The organism is Neisseria sicca VK64 (assembly GCF_000260655.1).
GTDB classification, from domain to species: Bacteria; Pseudomonadota; Gammaproteobacteria; order Burkholderiales; family Neisseriaceae; genus Neisseria; species Neisseria sicca_B.
Genome location: NZ_AJMT01000042.1, coordinates 1 through 6008, shown reverse-complemented (window position 1 = coordinate 6008; position 6008 = coordinate 1). Strand labels below are relative to the sequence as shown.

Sequence of the window (6008 nt, the reverse complement as noted above, 5' to 3'; positions counted from 1 at the left end):
TCATGGCAATCTTTCTTGCAGGAAAGGCCGTATGCTACCGCATACTGGCCTTTTTCTGTTATGGAAAGTTGCACTTCAAATGCGAATCCGCCGTCGTCTGAAACTTTATTGTGTGGCGATAGACGATAAAGAGAAAACAGCCCATCTGATTTTGACTGGGTTGTTTGGGGAACAGGGTAAAGTAAGAATATGATTGATGTTCAAAAATAAGGAATAAACCGATGAAGCATATATTATTAATGGCTGCCATGATTTTAAGCAGTTTCGCGAACGCAAACGAAATGAGCAATCCTTGTGTCTATCATCCCGATTTGCCGGGATGCGCGGGCAATAACCGACCGATGGGGCAAACAAAACGGGTTATTAACATTCCTGATAGATGGGGCGCTATTTATTTCAATCCTGTTAATAAAGCGGTAGGGTATTCTGAAAATAATACAAAAAGTGAAGAATCAGCTAATAAAGAAGCTTTAGCAAACTGTATTAAGGCAGGCGGAGGTGAAAATCCTGTAACGAGAAGCGATGGCAAAGGCTGTCGTCGGATGAGCCAATATCGCAATGTATGTGCTGCTTTTGCTGTTGGTCCTGATAGAAATAAGGAAAGTCGTAGTGGGTTTGCTGTGATAAATGACGATTATGTTGAAAAGGCAGAGCAAAAAGCATTGGATGAATGCGGACGATATTCTGATAAATGTGCTATTAAATATTCAGGCTGTTCGCGCCATCCTGATTACCGCTATTGATTTGTTTTTTCAGACGACCCCAAATGCTCAGAGGTCGTCTGAAAACTTATTTTGCAGCGATAGAGTCGAAAGCGATGTCGGTTTATACGGCAGGGTTTTGAGAGAAACGAATAGCGGAAAAGATTAAGAGGCATAAAGATGAAGAAGATATTTTTGATGTTGTTGGCAATGCAGGTTAGCTCCTTTGTTTTAGCCGACGGATTGAATGCGATTAACGATCCTGTGATGAATCCTTGTATTCAAAGACCGGACTTGGCGGGGTGTAGCGGTAATAATCAGTCAGGAGGACAGGCACGTCGGATATATAAAGTACCGAACCGTTGGGGAGCGATTTATTTTAATGCGGCTAACTGGGCTATTGGTTATTCTGAAAATAATACTGAAGGCGAAGAGGCTGCAAGGCGTGAGGCATTGGCAAACTGTATTGACTCTGGTGGTGGCAAAAATCCTATAGCCCGCAGCGGAGAGGGTTGTCATTTGATGACCGAATATCGTAATGCCTGTGGTGCTATTGCATTGGGTGGAGTGAAAGGCAGCGGTAGGGTGTCCGCACATGGTGGAGCTTCCATAAAAGAAGCTGAGCAGAAAGCTATTAATGGCTGTGAGAAAAACCAATCTTTTAAATGTACTGTCCGTTATTCAGGTTGCTCTTACCATCCCGACTACCGTCGTTAAATAAATTTTCAGACGACCCCTAAATGTTCAGAGGTCGTCTGAAAAGCCCTTCGCTTTCCGTTCTGACAAAAACCGTTTTAGAACCGACCGCGCTTTGATGTGCGGTTTTTTGTTGTCTGTGTTTTGTTTGTTTTCGGTTTCAGACGACCTTGTTTTCTAAACGGCATTGGGGGGCGTCTGAAAAATAGGGAAAACAGGGCGGGCGGCTGTCGCGGGACGGAGCGGGTTCAACTCGTTGGAGGAGGGGCGGGGGTAGGGTAGGGGTGGATGGGTAAAGAGGGGTATTCTGTGCGTATGGAGGTTAAACGGGGATGGGCTGTTGCTGAAATGAAAGTAGGCAGGCATCAAAAAAGGTCGTCTGAAAATTTCAGACGACCTTTTGATTGCATTCAAGCTAGGATTTATTTATCGCGGCTGAATACGATTTTGGTTGCTTGGATGGCTACGCAGATTGCACCGCCGATGAAGATCAAGTCGGCTGCTGTGCGTACCCAGCGCAGGGTATCGAGGATTTCCATTTGCAGGAATTCTTCGCTACGGGCATACCACAAACCATGAGTGATGGAGGCGTATGCTTGAATCGCGCCGACAGGCAGCAGGCTGATGGCGATCATGCCGACCAAGCCGCCGTTGAGCAGCCAGAAGCCCCAAGTCATGAGTTTGTCGTCGAATTTTGCGTTTGGTTTCAGGTAGCGGGCAACCAGCAAGACGAAGCCCAGTGCCAAGAAGCCGTACACACCGAACAAGGCTGCGTGTGCGTGAACTGCGGTAGTGTTCAGACCTTGGATGTAGAACAGGGAAATCGGCGGGTTAATCAGGAAGCCGAATACGCCGGCACCGATCATGTTCCAGAAGGCAACTGCTACGAAGCACATCAGCGGCCAACGCAGGCGTTTCGCCCATTCGGACAGGTGTTGGTAAGACCAGTGTTCGTAAGCTTCACGACCCAGCAATACCAGCGGTACGACTTCCAATGCGGAGAAGCAGGCACCGATTGCCATAGAGGCGGAGGTAGAACCGGAGAAGTACAGGTGGTGCAGCGTACCCGGGATACCGCCCAACATGAAGATGGCGGCGGCGGCCAGAGTGGATGCGGTAGCGGTACTGCGGCGGACGAAGCCCATGTTGTAGAAGATGAAGGCAAAAGCTGCGGTAGCGAATACTTCAAAGAAGCCTTCTACCCACAGGTGAACCACCCACCAGCGCCAGTATTCCATTACGGCAATTGGGGATTTTTCGCCGTAGAACAGACCGGGCGCGTAGAACACGCCGACACCGACCATGGAGGCAACGAAGATTGCCAGCAGGTTTTTGTCCACGCCTTTTTCTTTAAAGGCGGAAACGGTACAGCGCAGCATCAGGAACAGCCACAACAGCAGGCCGACCATCAGCAGGAGTTGCCAGAAACGGCCCAAGTCGAGGTATTCGTAACCTTGGTGTCCAAACCAGAAGTTGAATTTAGGCGGAATGACGTGGGTCAGGGCGAAGAAGTTACCTGCGTAAGAACCGCCGACTACGATGAACAGGGCGATGTACAGGAAGTTCACGCCGGCACGTTGGAACTTGGGATCTTTGCCGCCGTTAACAATCGGAGCCAGGAACAGACCTGCTGTCAGGAAGCCGGTTGCAATCCAGAAGATGGCGGATTGGATGTGCCAAGTACGGGTCAATGCGTAAGGGAACCAGTCGGACATTTCGAAGCCGAGTGCTTCGTCGATGCCGTAGAAACCTTGACCTTCGACGGTGTAGTGCGCGGTCAGGCCGCCCAGCAATACTTGTACCACAAACAGGGCGACTGTCAGGAAGACGTATTTGCCCAATGCTTTTTGGGAAGGAGTCAGCTGTACTTTGGAAATCGGGTCTTCAGTCGGAACTTCTACTTCTTCGTGTTTGGTCAGGAAGGAGTAACCCCACATCAGCAGGCCGATACCCATCAAGAGCAGTACAACGCTGGTGAACGACCACATGTAGTTTTCAGTAGTCGGTACGTTGTTGATCAGAGGCTCGTGCGGCCAGTTGTTGGTGTAGGTGAAGTTCTCGTCAGGACGGTTGGTCGCAGCAGACCATGAAGTCCAGAAGAAGAAGTTGAACAGTTTTTCACGCGCTTCTTTGCTTGGCAATGTGTTGTTTTTCATTGCGAAGTGTTCGCGGGTCGTCTGAAGGGCGGGATCATCGCTGTATACGCCGTGGTAGTAAGGCAGGATGCTTTCAATGGCTTTGACACGGGTATCGCTGATAACGACGCTGCCGTCTTCTTTAATACGGCTTTGGTTGCGGTATTCGTCGGCAAGGCGGGTTTTCAGTACGGCTTGTTCTTCAGGAGAAACTTCGTTGAATTTTTTGCCGTAAGTCTCTTGCGCGGTCAAATCCAACCATGCGACAAGCTCGCGGTGCAGCCAGTCGGCTGTCCAGTCCGGAGCTTGGTATGCACCGTGTCCCAATACGGAACCGACTTCCATACCGCCGGTGGTTTGCCAGGCGGACTGACCTGCCAAAATATCGTCTTTGGTCATCAGCTGAGTGCCTGATGCCGAAACGACTCTTTCAGGGTAAGGCGGGGCTTTTTTATAAACCTCGCTGCCCATGTAGCCAAGAATGGTAAAGCAGACTGCCAGGACGGCAAACAGCAAGTACCATAGCTTCTTGTACTGTCCCATTTCAGAACTCCTTATTTTGGTAAAAAGTGGTTGCTTATAAATTCATACTATATGAATGTTAAAGATTGTAGCACTCTTTTCAGGCAAAAGAAATATTCTCTTAACAACAATCTTTAAAAAACAGATATATAGTCAATAATAATTCTTATTATCAAAAATACGATGGCATTTTTGTAAAGAATTGGATAAAACATGTGAGCAATAATAGATGATTTGATGTAGTTTTATCTAGTTATTAAGTAGTAAAACAGGTAGTAAAAGTTCATCTTTGATGAATTAATTGATTTAGGTCAAGATATAGCGGTAAAACCACCTACATAATCCTACAAAAGTTCACAAGAGATGCCTTTCAGACGACCCAGAATAAGGCAGTTTGAAAGAGCCGAAAGCGGTATGCCGCGGACGACAAAGGTTGAAAAAATATACCCTGACCTTCTTAAAATAGTTATTAAAGGAAATGACAACTATGAAACGCCAAGCTTTAGCTGCAATCATTGCTTCAGTTTTTGCTTTAGCCGCCTGTGGTGAGCAAGCTGCCCAAAAACCTGCCGAGCAAACCGCTTCCGCTTCCGCTCCTGCAGCTTCCGAGGCTCCTGCTTCCGGCGCTCAAGCTGCTGCCGAAACCCCCGCTGCCGAGCTGCCTGTTATCGACGCGGTAACTACCCACGCTCCTGAAGTTCCGCCTGCCATCGACCGCGACCATCCTGCACGTGTCCGCGTGAAAATGGAAACCGTCGAAAAAACCATGAAAATGGATGATGGCGTGGAATACCACTACTGGACATTTAACGGCGACGTTCCGGGCCGCATGATCCGCGTACGCGAAGGCGATACCGTAGAAGTCGAATTCTCTAACAACCCGTCTTCTACCGTACCGCACAACGTTGACTTCCACGCTGCTACCGGTCAAGGCGGCGGTGCAGAAGCCAGCTTCACTGCTCCGGGCCGTACTTCTACATTCAGCTTCAAAGCCCTGCAACCCGGTCTGTACATCTACCACTGTGCCGTTGCCCCTGTCGGTATGCACATCGCCAACGGTATGTACGGTCTGATCTTGGTTGAACCTAAAGAAGGTCTGCCTAAAGTGGACAAAGAGTTCTACATCGTACAAGGCGACTTCTACACCAAAGGTAAAAAAGGTGCGCAAGGCCTGCAACCGTTCGATATGGACAAAGCCATCGCCGAACAACCTGAATACGTTGTATTTAACGGTCACGTAGGCGCTATCGCCGGCGACAACGCCCTGAAAGCCAAAGCAGGCGAAACCGTCCGTATGTACGTTGGTAACGGTGGTCCGAACCTCGTTTCTTCCTTCCACGTTATCGGTGAGATCTTCGACAAAGTTTACGTAGAAGGCGGCAAACTGATCAACGAAAACGTACAAAGTACTCTGATCCCTGCCGGTGGCGCAGCGATTATCGAATTTAAAGCCGATATTCCGGGCAGCTATACTTTGGTTGACCACTCTATCTTCCGTGCGTTCAACAAAGGCGCGTTGGGTCAATTGAAAGTAGAGGGCGCAGAGAACCCTGAAATCATGACCAAAAAACTGGAAGACAAAGCCTATGCAGGTAGCGGTGCAGCTTCAGCCCCTGCCGCTTCAGCTCCGGCTGCCCCTGCATCTTCCGCAGCAGCGCCTGCTTCCGCAGCATCTGCAGGTAAAGGCGGCTACTAATCCAGTCATCTCGGCGTAGAGACAGAAAAAAGCCACTGCTGTTCCGGCTGATGCAAGGACAACAGTGGCTTTCTTCCACAACCAATCGAAAGATTGGTTTTTCAGACGACCTATCAAGTATCGAAGGTCGTCTGAAAAACCAGTTTCAAGTATAGTGGATTAAATTTAAATCAGGACAAGGCGACGAAGCCGCAGACAGTACAGATAGTACGGCAAGGCGAGGCAACGTCGTACTGGTTTAAAGTTAATCCACTATAT

5 protein-coding genes and 1 pseudogene are annotated in these 6008 nt (G+C 48.8%); 5 read left to right on the top strand and 1 reads right to left on the bottom strand.

Going from position 1 to position 6008, the window contains the following annotated elements; translation table 11 throughout:
* The 3 genes from HMPREF1051_RS15050 to HMPREF1051_RS02660 form a co-directional block, all read left to right on the top strand.
* A partial coding sequence (locus HMPREF1051_RS15050) for a hypothetical protein (RefSeq protein ID WP_231286242.1) occupies positions 1-193 on the top strand: 193 nt, incomplete at its 5' end.
* 28 nt (positions 194-221) lie between these two features.
* The gene (locus tag HMPREF1051_RS12880; protein WP_003764096.1) at positions 222-743 is read left to right on the top strand and encodes a DUF4189 domain-containing protein; all 522 of its coding nucleotides are present in this window, start codon (positions 222-224) and stop codon (positions 741-743) included.
* 138 nt (positions 744-881) lie between these two features.
* Positions 882-1418: a DUF4189 domain-containing protein gene (locus tag HMPREF1051_RS02660; RefSeq protein ID WP_036491444.1), complete on the top strand. Its 537-nt coding sequence runs from the start codon at positions 882-884 to the stop codon at positions 1416-1418.
* A 401-nt stretch (positions 1419-1819) separates the two neighbouring features.
* Here HMPREF1051_RS02660 and HMPREF1051_RS02655 read toward each other — a convergent pair whose 3' ends face one another.
* Positions 1820-4075 carry a nitric-oxide reductase large subunit gene (locus tag HMPREF1051_RS02655; RefSeq protein WP_036491442.1) on the bottom strand — a complete coding sequence of 752 codons (2256 nt, stop codon included), beginning with the start codon at positions 4073-4075 and terminating at the stop codon, positions 1820-1822.
* A gap of 466 nt (positions 4076-4541) precedes the next feature.
* Between HMPREF1051_RS02655 and nirK the strand changes: the two genes are divergently transcribed.
* Positions 4542-5750, top strand: a complete 1209-nt coding sequence (nirK, locus tag HMPREF1051_RS02650; RefSeq protein ID WP_003764092.1) for a copper-containing nitrite reductase — start codon at positions 4542-4544, stop codon at positions 5748-5750.
* A gap of 147 nt (positions 5751-5897) precedes the next feature.
* Positions 5898-6008, top strand: a pseudogene (locus HMPREF1051_RS15045) (IS5/IS1182 family transposase); the annotation flags it as partial.

Bases quoted from the DNA above. Each gene is read 5' to 3' on its own strand.
- HMPREF1051_RS02660 (WP_036491444.1), top strand. From the start codon at position 882: ATGAAGAAGATATTTTTGATGTTGTTGGCAATGCAGGTTAGCTCCTTT.
- HMPREF1051_RS02655 (WP_036491442.1), bottom strand. From the start codon at position 4,075: ATGGGACAGTACAAGAAGCTATGGTACTTGCTGTTTGCCGTCCTGGCA.
- nirK (WP_003764092.1), top strand. From the start codon at position 4,542: ATGAAACGCCAAGCTTTAGCTGCAATCATTGCTTCAGTTTTTGCTTTA.
- HMPREF1051_RS12880 (WP_003764096.1), top strand. From the start codon at position 222: ATGAAGCATATATTATTAATGGCTGCCATGATTTTAAGCAGTTTCGCG.